The 20,793-nt window shown below is 57.9% G+C and carries 25 protein-coding genes; 18 read left to right on the forward strand and 7 right to left on the reverse strand.

What is annotated here, in order from left to right; translation table 11 throughout:
- Window positions 1–87: 87 nt before the first annotated feature.
- The 5 genes from IE093_RS09000 to folE all read right to left on the reverse strand — a co-directional run bounded on the left by IE093_RS09000 (window position 88) and on the right by folE (window position 4,859).
- Window positions 88–1,980, reverse strand: a complete 1,893-nt coding sequence (locus tag IE093_RS09000) for an ABC transporter ATP-binding protein (RefSeq protein WP_189468329.1) — start codon at window positions 1,978–1,980, stop codon at window positions 88–90.
- A 150-nt stretch (window positions 1,981–2,130) separates the two neighbouring features.
- Complete coding sequence (locus tag IE093_RS09005; protein WP_189468331.1) at window positions 2,131–3,588, reverse strand: NAD-dependent succinate-semialdehyde dehydrogenase; 1,458 nt, start codon at window positions 3,586–3,588, stop codon at window positions 2,131–2,133.
- A 38-nt stretch (window positions 3,589–3,626) separates the two neighbouring features.
- The gene (locus IE093_RS09010; protein ID WP_189468333.1) at window positions 3,627–3,797 is read right to left on the reverse strand and encodes a hypothetical protein; all 171 of its coding nucleotides are present in this window, start codon (window positions 3,795–3,797) and stop codon (window positions 3,627–3,629) included.
- A 79-nt stretch (window positions 3,798–3,876) separates the two neighbouring features.
- Window positions 3,877–4,278, reverse strand: coding sequence for a dihydroneopterin triphosphate 2'-epimerase (folX, locus tag IE093_RS09015; protein WP_189468335.1), 402 nt, complete (start codon window positions 4,276–4,278; stop codon window positions 3,877–3,879).
- Window positions 4,279–4,304: 26 nt separating this feature from the next.
- Complete coding sequence (gene folE, locus IE093_RS09020) at window positions 4,305–4,859, reverse strand: GTP cyclohydrolase I FolE (RefSeq protein ID WP_189468336.1); 555 nt, start codon at window positions 4,857–4,859, stop codon at window positions 4,305–4,307.
- Window positions 4,860–5,150: 291 nt separating this feature from the next.
- Here folE and IE093_RS09025 point away from each other — a divergent pair, with 291 nt between their 5' ends.
- Window positions 5,151–5,720, forward strand: coding sequence for a hypothetical protein (locus IE093_RS09025; RefSeq protein WP_189468338.1), 570 nt, complete (start codon window positions 5,151–5,153; stop codon window positions 5,718–5,720).
- A 4-nt stretch (window positions 5,721–5,724) separates the two neighbouring features.
- Here the strand turns inward: IE093_RS09025 and IE093_RS09030 are convergent, their stop codons facing one another.
- Entirely contained in the window at window positions 5,725–6,711 is a 987-nt protein-coding gene (locus IE093_RS09030; RefSeq protein WP_189468340.1) for a serine/threonine protein kinase, read from the reverse strand.
- A 46-nt stretch (window positions 6,712–6,757) separates the two neighbouring features.
- Window positions 6,758–7,480 carry a ComF family protein gene (locus tag IE093_RS09035; protein ID WP_189468341.1) on the reverse strand — a complete coding sequence of 241 codons (723 nt, stop codon included), beginning with the start codon at window positions 7,478–7,480 and terminating at the stop codon, window positions 6,758–6,760.
- 90 nt (window positions 7,481–7,570) lie between these two features.
- Here IE093_RS09035 and bioB point away from each other — a divergent pair, with 90 nt between their 5' ends.
- The 17 genes from bioB (at window position 7,571) to IE093_RS09115 (ending at window position 20,771) form a co-directional block, all read left to right on the forward strand.
- Entirely contained in the window at window positions 7,571–8,683 is a 1,113-nt protein-coding gene (bioB, locus tag IE093_RS09040) for a biotin synthase BioB (protein WP_189468344.1), read from the forward strand.
- Window position 8,684: 1 nt separating this feature from the next.
- Entirely contained in the window at window positions 8,685–9,863 is a 1,179-nt protein-coding gene (gene bioF / locus IE093_RS09045; RefSeq protein WP_189468346.1) for an 8-amino-7-oxononanoate synthase, read from the forward strand.
- On the forward strand, window positions 9,860–10,609 hold the full coding sequence (locus tag IE093_RS09050) for an alpha/beta fold hydrolase (protein ID WP_189468348.1): 750 nt from the start codon (window positions 9,860–9,862) through the stop codon (window positions 10,607–10,609). Before bioF ends, IE093_RS09050 begins: the two co-directional genes overlap by 4 nt.
- Complete coding sequence (bioC, locus tag IE093_RS09055) at window positions 10,606–11,427, forward strand: malonyl-ACP O-methyltransferase BioC (RefSeq protein ID WP_189468350.1); 822 nt, start codon at window positions 10,606–10,608, stop codon at window positions 11,425–11,427. The genes IE093_RS09050 and bioC overlap by 4 nt, the downstream gene beginning before the upstream one ends.
- Entirely contained in the window at window positions 11,428–12,111 is a 684-nt protein-coding gene (gene bioD / locus IE093_RS09060; protein WP_189468352.1) for a dethiobiotin synthase, read from the forward strand.
- 380 nt (window positions 12,112–12,491) lie between these two features.
- Complete coding sequence (locus IE093_RS09065) at window positions 12,492–15,029, forward strand: DNA-directed RNA polymerase (protein ID WP_189468355.1); 2,538 nt, start codon at window positions 12,492–12,494, stop codon at window positions 15,027–15,029.
- Between the two features lie 159 nt (window positions 15,030–15,188).
- Window positions 15,189–15,314: a hypothetical protein gene (locus tag IE093_RS22645; protein ID WP_268247394.1), complete on the forward strand. Its 126-nt coding sequence runs from the start codon at window positions 15,189–15,191 to the stop codon at window positions 15,312–15,314.
- A gap of 47 nt (window positions 15,315–15,361) precedes the next feature.
- On the forward strand, window positions 15,362–16,066 hold the full coding sequence (locus tag IE093_RS09070) for a hypothetical protein (RefSeq protein ID WP_189468356.1): 705 nt from the start codon (window positions 15,362–15,364) through the stop codon (window positions 16,064–16,066).
- Between the two features lie 2 nt (window positions 16,067–16,068).
- Window positions 16,069–16,536: an endodeoxyribonuclease gene (locus tag IE093_RS09075; RefSeq protein WP_189468358.1), complete on the forward strand. Its 468-nt coding sequence runs from the start codon at window positions 16,069–16,071 to the stop codon at window positions 16,534–16,536.
- Window positions 16,533–17,072, forward strand: coding sequence for an N-acetylmuramoyl-L-alanine amidase (locus IE093_RS09080; RefSeq protein ID WP_189468360.1), 540 nt, complete (start codon window positions 16,533–16,535; stop codon window positions 17,070–17,072). Before IE093_RS09075 ends, IE093_RS09080 begins: the two co-directional genes overlap by 4 nt.
- Window positions 17,073–17,150: 78 nt before the next feature.
- Window positions 17,151–17,360: a hypothetical protein gene (locus tag IE093_RS09085; RefSeq protein WP_189468363.1), complete on the forward strand. Its 210-nt coding sequence runs from the start codon at window positions 17,151–17,153 to the stop codon at window positions 17,358–17,360.
- Between the two features lie 33 nt (window positions 17,361–17,393).
- On the forward strand, window positions 17,394–17,828 hold the full coding sequence (locus IE093_RS09090; RefSeq protein WP_189468365.1) for a helix-turn-helix domain-containing protein: 435 nt from the start codon (window positions 17,394–17,396) through the stop codon (window positions 17,826–17,828).
- Window positions 17,828–18,019: a hypothetical protein gene (locus IE093_RS09095; protein ID WP_189468367.1), complete on the forward strand. Its 192-nt coding sequence runs from the start codon at window positions 17,828–17,830 to the stop codon at window positions 18,017–18,019. The genes IE093_RS09090 and IE093_RS09095 overlap by 1 nt, the downstream gene beginning before the upstream one ends.
- Window positions 18,020–18,038: 19 nt before the next feature.
- Entirely contained in the window at window positions 18,039–18,242 is a 204-nt protein-coding gene (locus tag IE093_RS09100; RefSeq protein ID WP_189468369.1) for a hypothetical protein, read from the forward strand.
- 1 nt (window position 18,243) lies between these two features.
- Window positions 18,244–18,390, forward strand: a complete 147-nt coding sequence (locus IE093_RS09105) for a hypothetical protein (protein WP_189468371.1) — start codon at window positions 18,244–18,246, stop codon at window positions 18,388–18,390.
- A gap of 163 nt (window positions 18,391–18,553) precedes the next feature.
- The gene (locus tag IE093_RS09110; protein ID WP_229803409.1) at window positions 18,554–20,044 is read left to right on the forward strand and encodes a DnaB-like helicase C-terminal domain-containing protein; all 1,491 of its coding nucleotides are present in this window, start codon (window positions 18,554–18,556) and stop codon (window positions 20,042–20,044) included.
- Window positions 20,045–20,057: 13 nt separating this feature from the next.
- A complete protein-coding gene (locus IE093_RS09115) occupies window positions 20,058–20,771 on the forward strand; it encodes a Gabija anti-defense Gad2 family protein (protein ID WP_189468375.1) in 714 nt (237 codons plus the stop codon).
- The last annotated feature ends 22 nt before the right edge of the window (window positions 20,772–20,793 follow it).

The raw sequence follows: 20,793 nt of genomic DNA on the forward strand, positions 1-20,793 counted from the left end.
TCGAAGAGCAGAGTAATCTTCTGACAGACAAGGAAAACCCCACGCGAAATTCACGTGTGGGGTTTTCTTTTTGCGTCATTGAAGGGGCTACGCTTCGTTGGTGACGGTTGTCGTGGTGCCGGCGACGCTGTCGATGTCTTCGCCGAGGAAGCCGCCGGACTGGCGTTTCCAAAGCGCAGCGTAGAGGCCGTCCTGCTTCAGCAGTTGCTCATGGGTGCCGGTCTCGACGATGCGCCCCTGATCCATGACCACCAGCCGGTCGAGCATGGCGATGGTCGATAGCCGGTGGGCGATGGCGAGTACCGTCTTGCCTTCCATCAGCGCATAAAGCTGCTCCTGGATCGCCGCTTCGACTTCGGAGTCCAGTGCCGAGGTGGCCTCGTCAAGAACCAGGATGGGCGCATTCTTGAGCAATACCCGAGCGATGGCGATACGTTGCCGTTGACCACCGGAAAGCTTGACTCCACGCTCGCCGACATGCGCATCCAACCCCCGCCGCCCCTGCGGATCGCTCAAGGTATCGAGGAATACATCGGCATGCGCACGACGCGCCGCTTCCAATACTTCCGCATCGCTGGCATGCGGGCTGCCGTAGCGGATGTTGTCGCGGATCGAGCGGTGAAGCAGCGAGGTGTCCTGAGATACCATACCGATTTGGCGTCGCAAGGACTCTTGGGTGACCTCGGCAATGTCCTGCCCATCGATCAGAATGCGCCCCTGCTCCAGGTCGTAAAAGCGCAATAGCAGGTTGGCCAGGGTTGACTTCCCTGCTCCGGAACGTCCCACGATACCGACTTTCTCACCCGGCTGGATGGTCAGTGAGAGGTCTTCAATGACCCGGGGACGGCTTTCGTCGTCACGAACCTTGCCGTAATGGAAATACAGGTGCTCCAAGCGGATCTCGCCATGGGGAACGACTAGTTCCTTGGCACCGGGACGGTCGAGGACTGCGGGGTCTTGGGCAATCGTGTTGATGCCATCCTGCACCGTACCAATGTTCTCGAACAGCCCAGCCACTTCCCACAGAATCCAGTTCGACATGAAGCGAATGCGCATCACCAGTGCAATCGCCACGGCGATAACACCAAGTGAGATGAACGAGAAGTACCAGGCCATGATCGCCATGCCTCCCACCGAGACAAGCAACAGCGAATTGAGTATCGTCAAGGTCACCGTCATCAGGGTCACCAGGCGCATCTGACGGTGCACCGTCTGCATGAACGCATCCATGGCGTCACGCGCATAGGCCTGCTCGCGATGAGAGTCGGCGAACAGCTTGATGGTCTGGATATTGGTATAACTGTCGACGATGCGCCCGGTCATTTGCGCCCTGGCATCGGCTTGGGCCATCGACACCTGCCGCAAACGCGGCACGAACGCCACCATGATGCCGATATACCCCACCAGCCACACCACCAGCGGCAGCATCAACCAGGGATCGGCACGGCCGACCAGGAACATCGCGCCGACGAAATAGACGATGACGTAGACGAACAGGTCGGTGAGTTTCATCACCGTTTCGCGGATGGCCAGTGCCGTCTGCATGACCTTCTGCGACACGCGCCCCGCGTATTCGTCCTGAAAGAACGCCATGCTCTGGCGCAGGATATGGCGATGCGCCAGCCAACGCCCGATCATGGGGTAGTTGCCGAAGATGCTCTGATGGGTCAGCAATGACTGCATCAGTACCAACAGTGGCAAACCGATCACCACCAACAACGCCATGCCGACCAGACTTGCCCCATGCTCGGCGAAAAAACTCTCGCGTTCGGCATTGGACAGCCAATCGACCAGGTCGCCCATGTAGCTGAAGAACACGACCTCGGCGACCGATACCAAAGCGGTCAATAGCGACATCACCCCCAGCAGAGGCAATACCGGCCTCGAATAGTGAAGGAGAAAGGCCAATAGCCCGCGAGGAGGCGTCTTGGGCTCTCCTGGCGGATAAGGGTGCACCAGCGTTTCGAAGAAACGGAACATGACGTCATCGACTCCCTTCGCAAAAACCGCTCAGAGACTAATACCTCAACTCAACTTGAGGTCAAGCACTTCTCCCATGCGTAACGACAGCGGGCAGCCCGTCCGCTGGGCTGCCCGCTGTCGGCACTCAGGAAGGTCAGCCACACCGGCTCAGCCGAGGTCGATGCACAGGTACTTGGTCTCGACGAACTCCTCCAGGCCCTGGTGGCCACCTTCACGTCCCAAGCCCGAGGCCTTGACGCCACCGAATGGCGCGGCGGGGTTGGAAATCAGCCCGGTATTGATGCCCACCATGCCGTATTCCAAGGCTTCGGACACTCGCCAGACACGTGCCAAGTCGCGCGAGTAGAAGTAGGCAGCCAGGCCAAATTCGGTATCGTTGGCCATGGCCACGGCGTCTTCCTCGTCCTCGAACGGGAACACCGCGGCCAGGGGACCGAACGTCTCTTCCTTGGCTACCTTCATTTCGGCAGTGGCACCACTGACGAGGGTCGGAGTGAAGAAGTTGCCGCCCAGCGGGTGCGGATGGCCTCCCAGCAGCAACTCAGCGCCATGATTCACGGCGTCGTGGACATGTTCGCTGACTTTCGCTACCGCCTTGTCGTCGATCAAGGGTCCGATATTGATTCCCTCTTTGGTACCATCGCCGACATGCAGCTCGCTGTTCATGGCCACGGCAAGTTTCTCGCAGAAGGCATTGACCACGCTAGACTGCACCAGGAAACGGTTGGTGCATACGCAGGTCTGACCACCATTGCGGAACTTGGCGGCCATGGCGCCGTCCACCGCGGCATCGAGGTCAGCATCCTCGAAGACGATGAAGGGGGCGTTGCCACCCAGCTCGAGCGAGATCTTCTGGACATGCTGCGACGCGTTGGCCATGAGCTGCCGGCCGACTTCAGTGGAACCGGTGAAGGTGATCTTGCGCACCACTGGAGATTCGGTCAGCGCTGAGGCGATCTCGCTGGCGCGTCCAGGGATGACGTTGAACACCCCGCGCGGTACACCAGCACGCTCGGCCAACAGCGCCAACGCAGTGGCCGAGAATGGGGTCTGGCTGGCCGGCTTGACCACGATCGGGCATCCGGCGGCCAGCGCCGCACCCGCCTTGCGGGTGATCATGGCAGCGGGAAAGTTCCATGGCGTGATGGCGCCCACCACCCCCACCGGATGCTTGGTCACCAGGATGCGCTGGTTGCTTTTGGCCGAAGGTACCGTCTCGCCATAGACCCGCCGCCCCTGCTCGGCGAACCAGCGCAGGAAGCTTGCGGCATAGGCGATCTCACCGGCGGCTTCCTTGAGCGGTTTGCCCTGCTCCAGGGTCATGATGGTGGCCAGTTCCTGCTGATGCTCGTGCATCAGGTCATGCCATTTCATCAGAATATCGGCCCGCTCCAGTGCGGTCAGGGCCCGCCAAGCGGGAAAAGCCACTTCGGCAGCGATGATGGCGCGCTCGGTCTCGACGCGGCCCAGACGTGGTACTCGACCAATGACTTCCCCATCGGCTGGGTTGACGACGTCGATCTGCTCGCCGCTGTCTGCAGCCACCCAACTACCATCGATGTAGGCAAAAGGGCGGAACAGCGGACTGTCTTGTAGGGAATCCATGGTAATCTCCTTCCCGGGATAACGGCGCCGGGCGCCGCTCAGGATGGCAACGACGGCGTTGTCACCGCCGATACCGCGATAGAGGGGCCGATCCATGCGGCCAGTACGGCCAGGATCAAGGCCAACGCGATCGCCGACCAGCAGAACATGCGTCCCCGACGCCGTTCGGGATCGCGACGAATGTGGCGCAAGCCGATGACGGCGAGCATGGCGGATATATTCCACCCGTCTATCGGCTTCGCTCTTTCATGCTAAGCCGATTCCCGGCGTGGCACCAACCCCAATCGCTCACAGAGCGTCACGGGAGTCCGACAAGGTGATGGATACCGAGTCGGCGAAACGCAGGGCATACGGCTTGTCGATTTCCACTTGCGCCGTCAGCACCTGCTCGTAGGACATGATGATATCCAGTACTTCTCGGGTCATGCGCTCGAGCAGCAGGAAGCGGTTGTCTTCCACATGCGCGATCAGGTGCTTGGTGATGGTGCGATAGTTGAGTGCCTGGTCGATATGGTTGAACTGTACGGCGCGCGCGGCCCGATAGCGAATCACCGCGTTGATCACCACATCCTGGCGATTCTGGATCTCCTCGTCCTTGATGCCAATGAAGGTGCGAAGACGCAGGTTCTTGATCCGAATAGTGGCCAGGTCATGATCGAAATGCTGATCATCAAGCGCATACAACGGCATTTAACTTTCCCTCGAATGGCAAACGGTCACCCGCGGACCAGGGTGAGGAATTCCTGGCGTGTCGGCTGGTTGTCGCGGAAGGCGCCAAGCATGACCGAACTGGTCATGCTTGAGTTCTGCTTCTCCACTCCGCGCATCATCATGCACATGTGCTGAGCTTCGATGACCACCGCCACCCCCCGCGCTTCGGTGACCTGAAGCACCGCCTCGGCGATCTGGCGCGTTAGGTTTTCCTGGATCTGCATGCGCCGAGCATACATGTCGACGATACGTGCGAATTTCGACAGTCCCAACACCTTGCCATTGGGCAGATAGGCGATATGGCACTTACCGATGAAAGGCAGCAAGTGATGCTCGCACATCGAGTAGAGCTCGATATCCTTGACTAGGATCATCTCATCGGTTTCGGACTCGAATACCGCGCCATTGACCAGCGTTTCCAGTGACTGGGAATAGCCACGCGTCAGGAACTGCATTGCCTTGGCTGCCCGCTTGGGCGTATCACGCAGCCCCTCTCGCTCGGGATCTTCACCCAAGCCGCTGATGATTTGATAATAATGATGGGCGAGTTCTTCGGTCATCGTTAGGCCTATTGGTCAGTGTTGCAACACGCGCAATATTTTTGCAAATCCTATGCAAATAAAGTTGGCATGTACAATAATATCCAGCATCAAATGTCAATTCTATCCCAACCTCCGCCACAGCGCAGGAGCAAAAGGGAAGCGCTGAATAAATCGCCGGCGCGGCCGCGACATCCTGCCTCGCTGCGTCACTGCCGCCACTGTGCTAGACTCCTCGCCCTGTTTTCCTGCGGTGCTGATAAGACGGCTCGGCGCCCCCGCGGATCCGTTTCATTGTCGAGGGTTCAGACCATGATCAAACGATACCTGACAAGTCTGCTGCTGGTCGGCCTGACACTGCCCATGACCGCCATGAGCGACACCCTGCGCCTGCCTGAGGATGCGGCTTTCGAGGTCCGCGTGATCGACGACGCACTCCTGACCCAAGAAACCCCCACACTTTCCGATTTGCTGCTGCAACCCGTGACCAGTGAGCATGCTCGCTACCAACTTCCCTCACATTGCCTGATCACGGCCGATGCCCGACTCGAGGGTGAACGTGTACGAATTTCGGCCAAGACCCTGACCTGCATCGACACTCAGGGCGCCGATAGCGAAATCTTCAGTGGCGAGCTTTCGGCAGCGGGTATGGAAAGTGATGGCAGCTACGCCGTCGATGCCTGCATCGACAAGGTCGACGACGGTTGCGAACGTGCCGAGCTGCGGCCCTCCCACGTCTTCCAATTGCGCCTGGGGCGCGAATTGGCGTTGGAGCCCAAGGACAACCCTGCTGCCCGCATCAATGAGCAACGTCGTCAGGCTCAAGGTGAAGGCGTCGCCAATCCGATTCCCGGCGAACGCCCCGACCCGGATGCCGATTGACGACCTAGGCTAGCCAGATCGACCGCTCATCCATTGCCTGGCGCTGCTGCTCCAGGGTGCGGATATGCGCGTCCCAGTAGCTCTCTTCGGCTACCCAGGGAAAGGCCCGGGGGAAGGCCGGATCTTCCCAGCGAGCCGCCAGCCAGGCACTGTGGCGGATCAGCCGTAGACTGCGCAGCGGTTCGATCCACGCCAATTCCCGGCGATCGAACTCGGTATGCTGCTCATAGCCCTCGACGATTTCAGCCAGTTGCATATGGGCCTCCTGGTCGCTCTGGGCGGTCAGCAGCATCCACAGATCCTGCACCGCCGGCGCCATCACGCAGTCGTCGAAGTCCACCAGACTGAAGTGCTCATCGCGGCCGAGAATATTGCCCAGATGGCAGTCGCCGTGTACTCGAATCGTCCGCGTCGACGACCAGGCATGTTCCTTGAGTACCGCATGCAGCTCTCCACTGATGCGCTCGTAAGCCCGGCGCTGCCGTCGACTCATCCATGGGCCGGACAACACCTGCTCGCGACTCTCGCGTACCATGTCATCCAGGTCCAGTGCCCTGCGATGAACGAAAGGGCGCCGCTTGCCTACCGCATGCAGCTGACCGATCACATCTCCCAAGGCAAATAGATGGGTGGGGTTTTCCAACTCCGGTGCCTGACCGGCGACCTGGGTGAACAGCGCAAAGCGGAAACCCTCGGCATGATGCAGACTCTCGCCCTTGTCATTCCGCCACGGGGCCCCTACCGGCACACCCTCTGCTTCGAGCTCGGCCAGGAAATCATGCTCCTCCAGGATCTGGGCATCGCTCCAACGGCCGGGGCGATAAAATTTGACCACCCAACGGCGGCGCTCGTCGTCGCTGACCAGAAATACACGGTTCTCGTAACTGTTGAGCGCGAAGGGTTCGCCTGGCAACCACATGCCAAGCGACTCGACGGCATCGACGATGCGCTTGGGGTCCAGGCGCTCGAACGGATGGGGACTCGCGGTCATGGTGGCACCCTGCTGAAGACGACATCTGAAGGCATCCTAACAGAATTCATGGCTTAGGCGTTCGCGCAACCGCCCAAACCTCGATTTCCTGCGCGCCTGCCGCCAGACAGGCCTGTCCCAGCGCCTCCAGCGTCGCTCCAGTGGTCATCACATCGTCGACGAGGGCTACCCGTGCGGGTAACGCTGTCGGCACGCTAAAAGCCTGGCGCAGATTGGCCCGGCGCTCGCGGGATGTCAGCCCACGCTGGGAGGGGGTCATACGATGCCGGCTCGCCCGATGGCATGACACGCCCAACCGCTTGCCCAAGCGGCTGGCAAGCCAATCGGCTTGATCGAAGCCGCGCTGCCGCGCTCTTCGAGGGTGCAGCGGCACACTGACCAGCCCGTCAGGCCAGGCCACATTGCAGGCACCCGGTCGCCCCAACTCACGGTGCAGCGCCTGCTCCAACAAGGCCACCAACAGGTTGCCGGCTCGCGGCGAAGCGGAAAACTTGAAACGCTGCACCAACAGAGCAATCTCATCCTCATAACGCAGCGGCACCCGCGCGCGCACGAAACTCGGCGGACGACTCAGACAGGCTCCGCACAGACACTCCTTCTTTCCATCGCTTGCCGTCATCGGCTCAGCACATTGCGGGCAAGCCGGCAGGTTCCAAGGCAAGGCCACCACACAAGGCTCGCACCATGGCTTCCCCGGCTGCGTCGCTCCCATGCAGAAGGCGCAATGCCCGGGCAAGGCATGACGCAACCACTCGTTAACCTTATCCATAAGCCTGGTTGACAGCAGCGCCTTGGTCTCTATCATCCCTGTTAACCGAATCTTCCCATGTAAAGTTTACCAACCCATGTGGGCACATCCATGACTCTAACCGCTCCCGCAGACCTTCGCCACGACTGGACCCTTGCCGAAATCGAGGCGCTGTTCGCCCTACCGTTCAACGATCTGCTGTTTCGCGCCCAGCAAGTCCATCGCCAGCACTTCGACGCCAATGCCGTACAGGTGTCGACATTGCTGTCGATCAAGACCGGGGCCTGCCCCGAGGATTGCAAGTACTGCCCGCAATCGGGGCACTACAACACCGGCCTGGGCAAGGAAAAGCTGCTGGAGATCGACAAGGTAGTGGCCCAGGCCCAGGCCGCCAAGGAGGCCGGAGCCAGCCGCTTCTGCATGGGTGCGGCCTGGCGCAGTCCGCGCCAGCGCGATCTCGAGGTGGTGCTGGAAATGGTCAAGCGCGTCAAGGCGTTGGGACTCGAGACATGCATGACGCTGGGAATGGTCGATACCGGCCAGGCCCAGCAGCTCGCCAACGCTGGACTCGACTACTACAACCATAACCTGGACACCTCACCCGAATACTACGGTGAGATCATCACCACTCGCAGCTATACCGACCGCCTCGACACCCTGGCCAATGTCCGCGATGCCGGCATGAAGGTCTGTTCCGGCGGTATCCTCGGCATGGGAGAAGCCCCCAGCGACCGGGCCAGTTTGCTGCAACAGTTGGCAAGCCTGAAGCCACATCCGGAATCGGTGCCTATCAACATGCTGGTCAAGGTGCCCGGCACCCCACTCGAAGTTGCCGACGACCTCGATCCCATCGATTTCATCCGCGCCATCGCCGTGGCACGCATCCTGATGCCAAAAAGTCATGTGCGCCTGTCCGCGGGACGCGAACAGATGAGTGAGTCGACCCAGGCATTGGCTTTCCTCGCCGGAGCCAACTCGATCTTCTACGGTGACAAGCTGCTGACCACCGACAACCCCGAGGCAGAGCGCGACCGTGCGCTGTTCGCCAAGCTGGGATTGCATCCCGAAAGTCGCGAGACCTGTCGAGACGACGCCGCACAAGCCGCGGCACTTGAGCGGGCGGTGGCCGAACGCGCCAACCAGGCACTGTTCTATGATGCCACCCAAGCCGCGGGCGCCGATGCCACCCAAGCCGCAGGCGTCGGCGCCACGCAGGTGGTCTGACATGCTCGGCGATGCTTGGCAGGCTTTCTTGAGCGACCGGCTGGCACAGCAACGTGCGGCAGGCTTGTGGCGCGAACGGCCAACACTCGAGCGGCCAATGCGTCAACGCGACTTCGCCAGCAACGACTATCTGGGCTTGGCCTGCGACCCTCGTCTGATCGAGGCGCAGGCCCGAGGGGCGCGCCGCTTCGGTGCCGGTGCCGGCGCCTCACACTTGGTATCAGGCCATCTCGCCCCTAATCATGAGCTTGAAGAGCGCTTGGCCGAGCTGACCGGAAGACCCCGGGCGCTGCTATTCTCGACCGGCTACATGGCCAATCTGGGCACGCTGCAGACGCTCGGCGACCGTCATACCCAGCTTTATCAGGACCGCCTGAACCATGCCTCGCTGCTCGATGGGGCAGCGCTCGCCGGAGCACGCTCACGGCGCTTCCACCACTGCGATCTCGACGATCTCGACCGTCTGCTCGCGCGTGCTCCCGACGGTGACCGACGCCTGGTGGTCAGCGACGGTGTGTTCAGCATGGATGGGGATATCGCCGATATCGACGGTCTGGTAGCCACGTGCCAACGTCATGGCGCCTGGCTGATGGTCGACGACGCCCACGGTCTGGGGGTACTAGGCAAACGGGGCGACGGTTGCGTAGGCCAGCGATACGGTACCGCGCAAGTGCCCGTGCTGATCGGCACCTTGGGCAAGGCACTGGGTTCAGCCGGAGCCTTCGTGGCCGGTGATGAACCACTGATCGAAGCCCTGATCCAGTTTGCCAGACCCTATATCTACACCACCGCACAACCACCCGGTGTGGCCAGCGCAACCTTGCGAGCACTGGATATCCTGGCAACCGAGCCGGAACATCGCGTCCGATTGCACGATAACATCCATTACTTCCGTGTCGGTGCCGCGGACCATGGCCTGCCGCTACTGCCCTCGACCACGCCCATACAACCCCTGCTGCTGGGCACCAACGCCCGGGTGATGGCATGGCGCGACGTACTGGTACAACGCAACTTCCTGGTCGGTGCCATTCGCGAGCCCACGGTCCCTCACGGGCAGGCACGCCTGCGGCTGACATTGAGTGCCCGACACACGCTGGACGAAATCGATGCCCTGCTCGACTGCCTGGGCGAGCTGGCCAAGCATGCCCCCCCGGAAGTACGGGAGGCGGTTAGCCCATGAGCAAACTCGTACTGCTATCCGGTTGGGGAATCGATGCGCGCATCTGGCGGCCGCTGGCACCTTATTGGTCCGAAGATATCCAAGTCGACGCACCCAACTGGCCCGGCTATGGAGGTCGTCCTCCGCTTGACATCCCGGGAGACCTGGATGCCTTGGCGGATGCCATGAGCGCGGACCTCGCTTGCGATGCCGTGTGGGTCGGCTGGTCACTCGGTGCACTGCTGGCCGCTCATCTCCTCGAGCGATTGCCAGCCCCGAAAGCACTGGTGATGCTGGGCATGGGGCCACGCTTCACCGTTACCGAACGAGAGAAAGGTGGTGTCACGAGCCAGGAGCTAAAGGCATTTCAACGCGCGTTTCGACGTGATGGAGAGGCCACCTGGCATCACTTCCTGCGCTGGCAACTGGGCGGCGAACCCGCCCCGCGTGTGGTACTCGAGCGGCTGCTCGCTCTGATCGAAAGAACGCCCCCGGCCAGCGAGGAAACGCTGGCCGCTGGTCTGGCTCAACTTAGCTCACTCGATGCCTCCACGCTCCTGGCCAAACCACCCTGTCCGGTGTATCGCTGCCAAGGGGCGAAGGATCCACTCATCGCACCACTGCCGAACGACGCTACCGGCCATCGACTCGAGGATGCTGGCCACTGTCCCCAGCTTTCCCAGCCAGCCACACTCACACATTACTTGGCCTCAATCGTCCATCGTCATTCAACCACCGGACATCACCGCGAGGAAGAGTCGTCATGACTGCCCTGGCCGAGCGCGATCTACGGGAAGGCATCATCGAGCAGCGACGGCGCCATGACTGGCGCCGCCGGGTGGCACATGCGTTCAGCCGGGCCGCTCCCCGCTACAGAGAACGCGCCGGTGCCCAACAGGCGATGGGCGACACCTTGTGGGCCAAGCTGCCGGCACACGCCACCCACATACTGGACCTGGGCTGCGGTCCCGGCCACTGGACGGCCAAACTATCGCATCGTTACGCCACAACCGCACTGGGGGTCGACCTGGCCCCGGGCATGCTGGTAGAAGCACGACGTGAACATGGCGAGCGTGCCCATTGGTTATGCGCCGATGCCACGAGCTTGCCACTCGCCCCTTGCTCTCGGGATCTGATCTTCTCCAATCTGGCTCTTCAGTGGTGTCCCGATCTCGTCGATGCGATGAGCGAACTCCATAGAATATTGACGCCAGATGGCATGGCCCTGATCAACACTTTGGGCCCCGGCACTCTGACTGAAGTTCGTCAAGCCTGGTCGCGCCCCGGGCGCCCCGCTGGCGTGTTGGAATTCCCTTCTCCGGCGGCGCTGCGACGGATTGCCTACCAGGCCGGCTTTCGTGGCATCGTTATCGAGGTCACTCCCCGGCGCTTTTACTACCCGGACCTATCCGCCGTCATGGCATCGATCAAGGGCGTAGGTGCTCAGGCAGCCACCGGTAACCGCCTAAGCCGCAGGGACGTGGCCCGCGCCACCCGACGCTACGAGACACTTCGCGAGCCAGACGGTTTGCCGGTGAGCTACCAGTGCGTGACGCTCACCTTGTCAAAAGAAAGGATCGACTGAATGCCCACCTACTTCGTGACCGGTACCGACACCGATGCCGGCAAGACACTGGTCAGCGCCGCACTGCTGGCCGTCGCCCGGCGCCAGGGGCTGACCACCCTGGGCCTCAAGCCTGTAGCTTCGGGTAGCGAAGCGACGCCGGCCGGCTTGCGCAACATCGATGCCTTGGTCCTGCAATCGCAGTCCCAGCCGGCGGTGGACTACGAAACCGTCAACCCCTACGCCTTCGCACCAGCGATCGCCCCGCATCTGGCCGCCTACCAGGCTGGCCAGATATTGGGAGTGGAGGATCTCATCCACTCGCTTGCCGCACCGCTTGCCGAACGCCGTGACCTGACGCTGATCGAAGGCGCTGGCGGGTGGCGGGTGCCGCTCAACGACAGCGAAGACCTGAGCGATCTGGCGGTCAAGCTCGACGTACCGGTGATCCTGGTGGTTGGTTTACGCCTTGGGGCCATCAATCATGCGCGCCTGACGCTCGATACCATTACCGCCCAGGGTTTGCGCATTGCCGGTTGGGTCGCCAACCAGATCGACCCGGATATCGCCGCGCGCGACGGCAACCTGGCCACGCTGAAACATCATCTTGCCGCCCCCTGTCTCGGCACCCTGCCCTACTTCACGCATGGCGACACCCACGACCTCGTAGCGAAGGCCGCCGAGTATCTGCGACTACCGGATTAACTCGTTGACTTGCTCCAGTCCATCCGTAAAATATGGGCGGCCATCGAAGATCGCGGATGTGGTGGAATTGGTAGACACGCTGGATTTAGGTTGTCACGCCTCAACTATCCGCAGTTGAATCGTTCCCATCAACCGGTATACTTGCCCTCGCTCCTCGCGGGGGCTTTTTGTTTGTCTTGATGTATCCGTAGGCTGGTATGACCTACCTACGGTCCCTCTTTGTGGCGTGTTTGTGGCGAATAGAGCCCACCCAAGGCCACTGACATCAATTGAGCCCACCTACAGGACAACGCTCCTCTCCTCGCTGGGGAAGGGGATTACAGGGGATGGGGATTCATTAGTTCTCACTTCTTTAAGACCATCTTTGGAGAGACTTTAAGATGACCACTGAGTCCATCACCGATCAGCTCATCCGTGAAATCCAGAACGATCCTGAGTTCGACGCGAAGTTCGACCGTCAGGTACAGCTCGAAGAGAAGATGCGAGGGATGGGTATCGACCGCTACTGGTCGAACATCGAGAAAGCCAGGGAGCGCGAGCAGGAGACCAGTGTCCGCAGTGTCCGTCGCCTGATGAACCAAGCAATCGTCGATATGACAGGAGGGATCGAGACGTTTCTTGAAGAGGCTCTCTCGGGCAAGCCTGGGGTGAAGAACACAGCGGCAGTCATGATCAAGGACATCGAGCCTGAAGTCTGTGCGTACATTGCAGCCAGGGTGGTCCTCGATGGCATCGCTGCCGGTCGGAAGTTCACTCCCACGGCTTACCGTATCGGCATGATGATCGAAGACGAGCTGGCCTTCCGAGCATTCAAGGAGCAGGACAAGAACGCCCACGACTGGCTGGTGAAGCGGGAAGAGAAGAACTCAACGAGCTACGACCGAAGCCGGAAGGTCATGCGCCACAACATGCAAGCGCGTGACATCGAGGTTCCTGAGTGGTCGCCGGAGCAACGGACATGCGTTGGGACCAAGCTCATCGAGATCATGATGAACACTACCGGGCTGGTCACTAAGTCGTCTGTGACTCGTCGAGGGACTAACACTGAGGTTCTGATCGAGGCTACGCCGGAGGCAATGGACTGGATCAACGAAGAGAACAACCGTTGTGAACTCCTGTCGCCGGTCTATCTCCCGACCATCATCCCGCCCAAGCCGTGGACTACTCCTCACGATGGCGGCTACTGGACGACTCGTGTCCGCAAGCTCAAGTTCATCAAGACGTACAACCGTGCGTATCTCGATGAGCTGAACGAGATGGACATCACTCCGGTCTATGATGCGGTCAATGCGATGCAGTCCACTGCCTGGGCGATCAATCCCAAGATGCTCGATGTTGTCCGTACTCTCTGGAACAACGGCTCGACTCTCGGCGGGATTCCGGCAGCGGATGACTACGATCTACCGCCTAAGCCTGGGTTTCTCGACGATGAGAACTACACGAAGGACCAATGGACTGACGAAGAGATGGACCAGTTCAAAGCCTGGAAGGCGGCAGCCACGGACATTCACACAGCCAACGCTCAGCTCAAGTCTCTCCGGCTCCAGCTCGTGAAGATTCTCACGGTTGCTGAGCAGTTCTCTGACGAGGATCGAGTCTATTTCCCTCACCAACTCGACTTCCGTGGCCGAGCCTATGCGGTGCCGATGTTCCTGAACCCGCAAGGGAGTGACTTGGCGAAGGGACTTTTGGAGTTCGCTGATGGTGTTCCTATCAACGACGAAGAGGCGCGCGCTTGGCTGGCTGTCCATGGAGCGAACGTCTACGGATACGACAAGGACAGTCTTGAAGGTCGCGTCGAGTGGGTCGAAGAGAACGAGCAAGAAATCCTGGCCAGCGCCAATGACCCCTTCAATAACAGGATGTGGGCTGACGCTGACGATCCCTTCCAGTTCCTGGCCTTCTGTTTCGAGTGGCAGGGACTCAAAGAGGAAGGCTTCGGGTACGTCTCTACCCTCCCCGTTCAGATGGATGGGTCATGCAATGGACTCCAGAACTTCAGCGCTGCCCTGCGCGATCCTGTTGGTGGCTCAGCCGTCAACCTGACTCCACAAGAGCTTCCCGCTGACATCTATCAGCGTGTCGCTGACATCGTGGAAGAGCAGGTCAAGAAGGATGTCCACTCAGACGACGAGAAGACAGCTCTCAACGCTGCCGGGTGGCTGTCCATGGGGATCAACCGGAAGACGTGCAAGCGTCCGGTCATGACGCTGGCTTATGGTGCCAAAGAGTTCGGCTTCAAGAACCAAGTCTTTGAGGACACAGTGAAGCCCGCAAAGCTGGAGCTTGGGACCGACTTCCCTTGGAAAGATGGTGGCTGGGGAGCTGCTGAGTATATGGGCAAGCTGATCTGGCAGTCCGTCGCTCAGGTTGTCGTCGCTGCCAGGGAAGCAATGGACTGGTTTCAGAAGGCTGCCCGAGCCTCATCCAAGGAAGGCTTGCCGGTACGCTGGACGACTCCCGATGGTCTGCCTGTACTCCAGGCTTACCCTAAGCTCTCCACCAAGCGTATCCGCATGACGTTCGGCGGCCAGAGTCTCCGTTTGTCTGTTGCCAAAGACACTGGCCAAGCTCCAGAACTGGACCGCAGTAAACAGGCAAATGGAATCTCGCCAAACTGGGTTCACTCGATGGACGCCAGCCACATGCGCCAGACAGTCCGCTCATGCTGGAAGGAAGGTGTACGTGCCTTCGCCCTGGTCCACGACTCATACGGCACTCACGCTGGCAATGCGTGGGCTCTCGCCGACATTCTGAGAGAGGCATTCATTGAGATGTATACTGAGAGAGATGTGTTAGCTGACTTCAAGTCAGAGCTGGAAGATCAGCTACCCGAAGACTCTAAGCTGGCCCCGCTCCCCTCTAAAGGCTCACTGGACTTGGAGCAGGTGATGGAGTCCGACTTTTTCTTTGCCTAATGTATCCGTTATTTGATGTGTTCCCTTACCGGATGGCTAATAGAGCCCACCTACAGGACACCGAAACGATGGGGCTCAGGGAATAGAGCCCACCCATAGAACAGCTCCTAGCTTGCTGTTCGATCACCAATAGAGCCCACCCATAGAACAGGCAATCACATGAATGACCTTGACGATGCTCTTGAGCTGATCGAGGCGGGCTACCTATTGCCCGTTGATCTTCACGCTCGACTCGTAGAGCAAGGCTTCGACGTTGAAGCCCTGATTGAAATCCATTCTCCGTGAGCGTTAGAGAACGCTTTAGTAAACTCGACAACTGAGAGAAACACTTAATGGCTGAACAGAAGAAACGTAATCCTCGCTTCGTTACTCCGAAAGGAGTTCTCGTTTATCCGCATGTTGTTACCGGAAAGCCCGACACAAAGTATGTTGGGTCTGGTGTGTATCACACTTATGTCAAGATGCCAGAAGATGCTGAACTCTTCGATGCCAAGACCGGAAAGTCCGTTGGTAAATGTTCAGACTTCCTGACAGAGAAGCTTGACGCATCGTTCGAGAAGTTCTCTGAAGAACACAATGGCAAGAAGAAGAAGGGTAAGGTTGTTGAAGTAACCGAGGCTGATCCTCCCTTCTACATTGATGAAGGTGAGCTGTTCGTAAAGACCAAGCTTAATGCTTACGTCGAACCGACTAATGGCGAGCCGTTCACTCAGGCTCCAGCGCTGTTCGACGCTAAGGGGAAACCAACCAAGCCCAAGCGTGTATGGAACGGCACTATCGCCAAGGTGGCCTTTGAGGTTGTTCCTTACTTCAACCAGAAGGACTCCGAGGCTGGTATCACTCTCCGTCTGAAAGCAATTCAGATCATCGAGCTATCCACTGGCGGTGACATGGATGGTGGAGCCTTTGGCTTCGGCCAGGAAGAGGGCTACGAAGACGGTGATGATGGCGACGATGACTCTCAAGGCTTTGACGAAGAGGAAGGCTATGAGGGTAACGATGAAGAAAACGAGGAGGATGACGGCGGAGACTTCTAATCATGCGACAGATAAACCGAAAGACCAGCCGGAAGTCGGCCAAGCAGATTGGCCTTCGGCATGGGTTTCGTTCGGGTCTCGAAGAAGCTGTCGCTGACGATCTGAAAAAGAGTGGAGTGGAGGCTGAGTATGAGAAACACAAAATCCACTTCACCTACCCTCCCCGAAAGGCCAAGTACACGCCAGACTTCGTGCTTCCCAATGGAATCATCATCGAGACCAAGGGCCGGTTCGTTGTAGCGGACAGGAAGAAGCACCTGATTATTCAGGAACAGCATCCTGATCTGGACATACGGTTCGTCTTCTCGAACTCTCGAAACAAGATCAGCAAGGGAAGCAAAACGACATACGCTGCGTGGTGCAATAAGCACGGCTTCCAGTATCACGACCGAATTATCCCGAAGGAGTGGAAGGAGGAAAAGCCTTGTAAGAAGCGCCTCCGAGCCTTGGAAGAGGCAGGAATTGTATGACTCAACAGAAACGTCTTGTAGATCACATCATCGTTCACTGTAGCGCCACCCCGGAAGGGGAAGACTTTGGCGCTGCCGACATCGACAAGTGGCATCGAGCCCGTGGCTGGCTCGGTAATGGGTATCACTTCGTTCTCCGGCTGGACGGCACCATCGAGTCAAAAGAGCGAGGCCATCGCTGTCGTCCGTTGGAAAAACCTGGAGCCCATGTTGGAGATTGTGGCCCTGGCTGGAACCGTAGGTCTATCGGCATCTGCCTCATCGGTGGTGTCGATGCTGACATGAAAGCGAAGAACACTTACTCGCAAGAGCAACTGGAGTCTCTCTATTGGCTGATCAATGACATCGGCATCCAGCCGTTGGTTGAAGTCAGTCCTGAAGTTGAAGTCATGGGACACCGTGACCTTATTGATAAGACTGGAGCTTCACCTAAAGCCTGTCCCTCATTTGATGTCCAAAAGTGGCTCGATGAGCGGGACTCTGAGGAGCTTGAGTTCGAGGGTCTCGCCCCGTTCAACAGCAACTTCAAACAATAGAGCCCACCCATAGAACACCTAATCGCCCCGGCTTCGAGAGAGGCTGGGGCTTTTCTCATTTGTATGGAGGAAATCATCGTGGAAGAAGAACTCAGCCCAAAGCGCAAAGGAGTCCCGTTCAGTTCACCGAGTCGCTCCAAGCCGTACACCAAACGTCGCTCTGGTCGCGTCATGGGTAACTGGAACGGCGTCTACAACATTCTTGGCCTGACTTTCCCTGCCCTGACTTATTACCAAGACGCGCACACCCGCCTGACCAATCGAGTCTGTGAATCACACGGTCTGTAAAACTCCACGACAACTGTGAGAGGTAATCAATAAATGGCAACTCAAGTAGAGACTATCCGTAGGCAACTCCTGGCTGGAAACACACTGACTCAGCGCAGTGCTCTGATGGACTTCGGGATCATGGCCTTGCCACGTCGAATCACTGATCTGAAAGAGACTGGCTTCCCGGTGAAAGTTGAGATGAAGAGCAATCCGATGACCGGACAACGCTTCGCTCAGTACAGCCTGGACGATGAAATCAAGCTTGTAACTCGGCTGAAGCCTGGATGTATTTACCACATCTATGACGTGGTGAAGCACCCGTTCAACAAGGATGTTTTCAAAGAGTCTCATGGCTACTTCACGATGGAAGGTTTCTCCCTGAGCGGCTCCATGGTGAGGATCAAGATGGCAGGAGTGGATCAATACTTCAAACCTAATCGTCTCCATAGCGGCCAATTCAAGATCAAATATATCGGAGGTCTGTGATGCTGACACTGAGCGAAAAGATTGGCGTCGGCGCAGTCCTCGTGTATCTCGCTGGGCTGGCTCTTCTGATCATCGGTTGGGTCATGAACATTATTGACTTGATCGGTGCTGAAACTTTCCAAGGTCTCGAAGTTTCCCGAGCGATTGGAATCTTTGTATTCCCTGTCGGCGGCATTCTCGGTTGGTTCTAACAATTAGGAGTCTCTCATTATGAAACTTAACTCTATCCTCAAGTCCTTCCATAAGACTCTCCGTCAGCTCGATCAGTACATTGATCAGGTTGATAAGGACATCGACAGCGCTGAGCAGAAGATGGCGGAACTGACTTCGCGCAACTTCGTGAATCGCCGGGATCGTGCCAAGGCTGAGAAGACTCGGGACAAAATCTCTGAGCTGATCGGTGAGGAGGTGTGATATGCAACTCGATGTTACCGCGACTGTTCAACTCTATGAAGTCCGCTGTGATGTCTGCAATAAAGACTTGGACTTCAAAGCTGAAGTAGATGTTGACGGCGACATCTGTGCGACCGTCGAGAGATGCGACTGCGGTGACGATGAGTGAATGGGTTCAGTCTCACTTGCCCTGTCCCAAGTGTTCTTCGAGTGATGGCTACTCGATAAACGACAAGGGATGGGGCAAATGTTTTTCATGTGGGGCCAACGTCAACGAATGGGCTGACGATAACAATGGCCCCTCCCATTCACCATCCACCGAGAAGCGACCTATGAGTAAGAAACCTTTGGTCACGGATGGCGAGGTCATACCGCTCAGGAAACGGAAGATAACTGAAGAGACTTGTAAGAAGTTCGGTTATTTCCTCGGTGAGCAGTTCGGGAAGAAGGTTCAAGTCGCTCCTTATCGAGATCAATCAGGCAAGGTCACAGCTCAGAAACTCAGGTTCCCTGACAAGAAGTTCAGAACTACAGGCGACTTCGATGCGGAGAACTTACAGCTATTCGGTCAGCATCTATGGCCAAGTAGTGGTAAGCGTGTCGTTATTACCGAAGGTGAGATTGATTGTCTGTCAGTCTCTCAAGCCCAAGGCAATAAGTGGCCTGTAGTCTCCCTTCCGTCTGGTGCTCAGAGCTATAGCGACCCTATCAGAGCAAACCTTGAGTGGCTCTCTACGTTTGAGGAAGTGGTTCTTCTGTTCGACATGGATGAAGCCGGACAGGAGAACGTTAAGAAAGCGGCGGAACTCTTCAAGCCAGGACAGGCGAAGATCGCAAAGCTCCCTCTTAAAGACCCCAATGAGATGCTCGTTGCTGGTCGGGATAAGGAACTGATAGCCGCTCTTTGGAATGCTGAGGAGTTTCGTCCTGACGGTCTCGTTGAGATCGACGATATCCTTGATCAGATCGAGAAGCCAGTCGAATGGGGACTCCCTTGGTGCTTCCCTACTCTCACTCAGTACACCTATGGCCGACGCTATGGTGAGGTCTACGGGTTCGGCGCTGGGACTGGCATCGGTAAGACTGACCTATTCACGCAACAGATCGAGCACGACATCACCCAGCTCAAGATGAAAGTTGGCGTGGTCTATCTCGAACAGATGCCCGCTGAGACTGGCACCCGCATTGCCGGGAAGCTGGCTCGCAAACAGTTCCACATTCCTGACGGTGACTGGACTGTTGAAGAGAGACGAGAAGCTGTCGCAAAGCTCAAGGGCAAGGTGACTTTCTATGACTCATTCGGACAGACCGAGTGGGATGTAGTGGCGAACAAGATTCGCTATATGGTCACTGGCCTGGGGATCAGACTCATCTTCCTCGATCACCTTACGGCAATGGTTGACACGGCGAACGAGAAGGAAAGCCTTGAGCAGATCATGAAGGAGATGGCTGGGCTGGCCAAAGAGCTGGGCTGCATCATTCACTTCATCTCCCACTTATCTACTCCTGAAGGCAAGCCCCACGAGGAAGGTGGTCGAGTAATGATTCGCCACTTCAAGGGCTCTCGCAGTATCGGCTTCTGGTCTTACTACATGTTCGGCCTGGAGCGTGATCAACAAGCTGAAGACCCCGAGGAAGCTCAGACAACAACCTTCCGAATCCTCAAGGATCGTTATACCGGACAGGCTACCGGCAAGACTATCCCGCTGGGCTACGACGCCGAGACTGGGATGTTGTTCGAGAAGTCTCCCGCCACTGCCGACGACTATGGGTTTGGACAGGAGGACGACGCTCCGCCCTGGGAAGGTAAATCTGACTTCTGATCTAGGAGAGAATATGTTTTTAGACACTACTTGCCCAACTTGCGGTGGGCTGATAGTTGGCGATCCCTTCCGTGATAATTTATCTCGAAAAGAGCATCGAATCCAAGGAATGTGTCAACGGTGCCAAGACTCAGTTTTCGAGTCAGGCATTCATAAGAATTACATCCTCGAAGGACTGAAGCCCACCGATCTCCCTGGGGAGTGGGTAGAAGTCAGGAACAGGCTTGAGCATATTTTGTGGTTTTGTACTCACAAGGTATTCATTGCCGGGGGATGTTTACGAGACCTTCGAGCTGGTCAAAAAGATCAAGTCCGAGATGTAGACTTGTGGGTTCAGATTGATCCTAATCGGCTTCAAATCAGTCGTGAGTATGTCAAAGCATATGGCATTCCACTCAATGAGCCCTCCTCTATCACCTGCTATGGTCCCTCAGCCGAGGACCGTGGAGTAGTCGGCATTGATTACTTCGAGGAGAACGGTATCGAGTTCAACCTGATCTGGATGGGGAAACTCTGTGACTCCCCGGAAACTCTGATCCATGGGTTCGACTTCGGGATCAATCAAGCCGCCTATGATGGCGACAACTTCACGGTCACAGATTCGTTCCTTGAAGACCACGCCAACCAGACCATCACCCGAGTACGCCGGACGGACACAGAGAAGCGCATGGCTGAACGAGCTGAGCGCATGAAGGCCAAGTTCCCCGGCTATCGACTTGTGGGCTGATCTATCCGCTATTGAGTCACTC

Source organism: Litchfieldella qijiaojingensis (assembly GCF_014651875.1).
Classification (GTDB): Bacteria; Pseudomonadota; Gammaproteobacteria; order Pseudomonadales; family Halomonadaceae; genus Litchfieldella; species Litchfieldella qijiaojingensis.

What these genes read in the sequence shown, in the direction of transcription:
- folX (WP_189468335.1), bottom strand. Translation starts at nt 4,278, where the DNA reads ATGCCGTTGTATGCGCTTGATGATCAGCATTTCGATCATGACCTGGCC.
- IE093_RS09030 (WP_189468340.1), bottom strand. Translation starts at nt 6,711, where the DNA reads ATGACCGCGAGTCCCCATCCGTTCGAGCGCCTGGACCCCAAGCGCATC.
- IE093_RS09010 (WP_189468333.1), bottom strand. Translation starts at nt 3,797, where the DNA reads ATGCTCGCCGTCATCGGCTTGCGCCACATTCGTCGCGATCCCGAACGG.
- bioF (WP_189468346.1), top strand. Translation starts at nt 8,685, where the DNA reads ATGCTCGGCGATGCTTGGCAGGCTTTCTTGAGCGACCGGCTGGCACAG.
- IE093_RS09050 (WP_189468348.1), top strand. Translation starts at nt 9,860, where the DNA reads ATGAGCAAACTCGTACTGCTATCCGGTTGGGGAATCGATGCGCGCATC.
- bioB (WP_189468344.1), top strand. Translation starts at nt 7,571, where the DNA reads ATGACTCTAACCGCTCCCGCAGACCTTCGCCACGACTGGACCCTTGCC.
- IE093_RS09065 (WP_189468355.1), top strand. Translation starts at nt 12,492, where the DNA reads ATGACCACTGAGTCCATCACCGATCAGCTCATCCGTGAAATCCAGAAC.
- IE093_RS09090 (WP_189468365.1), top strand. Translation starts at nt 17,394, where the DNA reads ATGGCAACTCAAGTAGAGACTATCCGTAGGCAACTCCTGGCTGGAAAC.
- IE093_RS09100 (WP_189468369.1), top strand. Translation starts at nt 18,039, where the DNA reads ATGAAACTTAACTCTATCCTCAAGTCCTTCCATAAGACTCTCCGTCAG.
- IE093_RS09070 (WP_189468356.1), top strand. Translation starts at nt 15,362, where the DNA reads ATGGCTGAACAGAAGAAACGTAATCCTCGCTTCGTTACTCCGAAAGGA.
- IE093_RS09000 (WP_189468329.1), bottom strand. Translation starts at nt 1,980, where the DNA reads ATGTTCCGTTTCTTCGAAACGCTGGTGCACCCTTATCCGCCAGGAGAG.
- folE (WP_189468336.1), bottom strand. Translation starts at nt 4,859, where the DNA reads ATGACCGAAGAACTCGCCCATCATTATTATCAAATCATCAGCGGCTTG.
- IE093_RS22645 (WP_268247394.1), top strand. Translation starts at nt 15,189, where the DNA reads ATGAATGACCTTGACGATGCTCTTGAGCTGATCGAGGCGGGCTACCTA.
- IE093_RS09005 (WP_189468331.1), bottom strand. Translation starts at nt 3,588, where the DNA reads ATGGATTCCCTACAAGACAGTCCGCTGTTCCGCCCTTTTGCCTACATC.
- IE093_RS09115 (WP_189468375.1), top strand. Translation starts at nt 20,058, where the DNA reads ATGTTTTTAGACACTACTTGCCCAACTTGCGGTGGGCTGATAGTTGGC.
- IE093_RS09035 (WP_189468341.1), bottom strand. Translation starts at nt 7,480, where the DNA reads ATGGATAAGGTTAACGAGTGGTTGCGTCATGCCTTGCCCGGGCATTGC.
- IE093_RS09095 (WP_189468367.1), top strand. Translation starts at nt 17,828, where the DNA reads ATGCTGACACTGAGCGAAAAGATTGGCGTCGGCGCAGTCCTCGTGTAT.
- IE093_RS09105 (WP_189468371.1), top strand. Translation starts at nt 18,244, where the DNA reads ATGCAACTCGATGTTACCGCGACTGTTCAACTCTATGAAGTCCGCTGT.
- bioD (WP_189468352.1), top strand. Translation starts at nt 11,428, where the DNA reads ATGCCCACCTACTTCGTGACCGGTACCGACACCGATGCCGGCAAGACA.
- IE093_RS09025 (WP_189468338.1), top strand. Translation starts at nt 5,151, where the DNA reads ATGATCAAACGATACCTGACAAGTCTGCTGCTGGTCGGCCTGACACTG.
- IE093_RS09110 (WP_229803409.1), top strand. Translation starts at nt 18,554, where the DNA reads ATGAGTAAGAAACCTTTGGTCACGGATGGCGAGGTCATACCGCTCAGG.
- bioC (WP_189468350.1), top strand. Translation starts at nt 10,606, where the DNA reads ATGACTGCCCTGGCCGAGCGCGATCTACGGGAAGGCATCATCGAGCAG.
- IE093_RS09075 (WP_189468358.1), top strand. Translation starts at nt 16,069, where the DNA reads ATGCGACAGATAAACCGAAAGACCAGCCGGAAGTCGGCCAAGCAGATT.
- IE093_RS09080 (WP_189468360.1), top strand. Translation starts at nt 16,533, where the DNA reads ATGACTCAACAGAAACGTCTTGTAGATCACATCATCGTTCACTGTAGC.